Raw genomic sequence first — 2169 nt, forward strand, 5'->3', positions numbered from 1 at the left:
TGCTAATTTCCCAGGATTTTACAACTCAAACCATACGGCTGACAGATTTTCTGCCAGCCGTATTTCTTTTATGCATGACTTTCCAGAAACGCGAGGATCTCAGCTTTGGTTCGGGTACTTTTATCAATAGCTTTTAGTAATTCCTCCTGCTCCCGGTGCTTCTTGAGTTCATAGAGAGCATCAAGCTTCCGTGACGCTTTATCGCAGCGCTCTTTAAGGCGCTGGAGTTGTTCTTCTGTTTGGGAGATCTCGGCTTCAATTGTCTTAATACTCTTCGTTCTCGGCATCTTCGTCATCGTCTTTCTGTTCTTCTGGCATTGCGGCGTTCTGAATGTCTTTTCCAATCAGTCTTGCCTGCGCCTTGATCCATTCTTCGTCCAGTCCAAAGGCGCCTAGTATTACTTTCTGGGTAGCCGTGACTGCGTGATCGAGCTTATAGTTGCCATTCGGCTGGCGTATCAGCTCAATCTTTTCGAGCTCTTTCAATGCCGAAGGTACGCTCAGGTAGTTAGGCTTGCCCGGCATTTCGGCTTTGCGCTTTCTCAAAAGCGTGTAGATTCTTGCACGGATTATCAAAGCGATGAATTGAATGAAGATCTTGGCTTCGGCTGCTTGACTGCTTGCGACTCTGAATGAGCGATTGCCAAGGAAGGTCTTATCACTGCCAAACAGCTTCTCTGAGATATCGCGGCTCTTGTAAAGGTTCAAGGCTTCAGAGGCTGTCATCTTTTCGGAGGTCACGATCGCGAAATAGCCGCACAGCTGCAGCTCTCGCTCGATTACATCTTCCCGTTCCTTGTAGCCATAGAACTTGTCTTTGTGGTAGGTGAGCTTGAAGTAGTGCTCGTATCGCTTTGGAAGCTTGTATTCTCTGCCTTTTATCTTGTCCATCTCGGCTTCCATTCTGTCCAGATCAGCTTCCAGTCTAGCCCGCTCGCTAGCCTGCTTCTTGGCCTTGTAGTAGATGTGGAAATAGCGGTCAGTGTCGTCATCCGCGTACAGCTTGGCTTTAACCGTCATGCCATAAGTCCGGTAAGCCTTGATGGAGCAGGCTCTCTTTGATTCGAATTCGCCCGTGTGCTCCATGATCAAGCCGTGTACAAAGGAGGCCCTGCCTTTAACCATCATCACGAAATCATAGTCGCACGAGTCCATGAATTGGATGTTAGCCTTACTGAAGTATCCACGATCAAGGATGAAACCTATCTTCTTATAGCCGTAGCCGCGAATCTTCTCCAGCATGTATTTCAGCTGCGAGACATCCACGATACTGCCCGGGTAGCTCTCGTAAAGCAGGGGCTTCTCATTGGTCATATCGTAAGCAATCGAGTAGTTAATGATTGGCGCGCCAACGTCATTCTTAGGGTGACCGTATTCCGCCATCTCAATATCTCCAGCCTTGCAGTTCTTGTTGGTGGAGTCATAGGAAACGTAGATTTTCTCGTTCTTGTCGTGGGTGGCGTTCCAGCTGTTCAAGAAGTCGACCCTGTCATTGTCATCGATCTCGCGAATGAAGCGCGAGATTGTAGAGTCACTGTAGATCTTGTTCTGTGGCGTCATCAATGGATGGTTGTAGGCATAATCCGGGAAGTGCTGAGCCACGTTGCTTTCTGCGATAACTGAGTACGCGGCCAGGTCAAGGAGCAGTCCTTTCCCCCGATCATCCCAGCGCTTCAAGTGTTCAGCGAGCTTGTAGTCTTCAATAATTCGTCTGACTACGGAGAAGGCACCAATTCGGATACAGCTGCTTCTGGATTCATTGACCGGTTCAGCCGCCGTTCCTTCGGCGGGAATCTCAACATCAGGGAAGAATTTTTCGAAGTTGGGGTTAGGGAACATCATTCCCGGATGATCAGGGTCAGCTTTCCCAATGGTCGTTCTTCTGGCGACGTTGTATTTCTTCTCGGGAAGGTACTCTCTAGCATAAGTGTATTCGATGTAGGTAGTCTTACCCCGTTTATTTCTGGAAATTTTACCAGTATTCTTAGGAATATTAACCAGGCAGTTGTAGTACATGATGGCCTCCTTTGTTGAGTATGATATCATACTCAAATTATAACATAGAAAAGCACATCAATGCAAGCAAAGATGTGCTAAAAATACAGTATTTTTGCGGGTTTAGGGCACTTTCTCAGAGGACTTGAGTTTGATTGCTCTGGGAAGTTAGCA

The 2169-nt window shown here is 47.4% G+C and carries 2 protein-coding genes; both read right to left on the reverse strand.

The window, feature by feature from the left end:
- Positions 1–68 precede the first annotated feature (68 nt).
- The gene (locus CP368_RS09705) at positions 69–287 is read right to left on the reverse strand and encodes a hypothetical protein (RefSeq protein WP_233185882.1); all 219 of its coding nucleotides are present in this window, start codon (positions 285–287) and stop codon (positions 69–71) included.
- Positions 265–2016, reverse strand: coding sequence for a transposase (locus tag CP368_RS09710; protein WP_098046043.1), 1752 nt, complete (start codon positions 2014–2016; stop codon positions 265–267). Before CP368_RS09710 ends, CP368_RS09705 begins: the two co-directional genes overlap by 23 nt.
- Positions 2017–2169 lie beyond the last annotated feature (153 nt).

Source organism: Lactobacillus sp. UMNPBX17 (assembly GCF_002553735.1).
Classification (GTDB): domain Bacteria; phylum Bacillota; class Bacilli; order Lactobacillales; family Lactobacillaceae; genus Lactobacillus; species Lactobacillus gallinarum.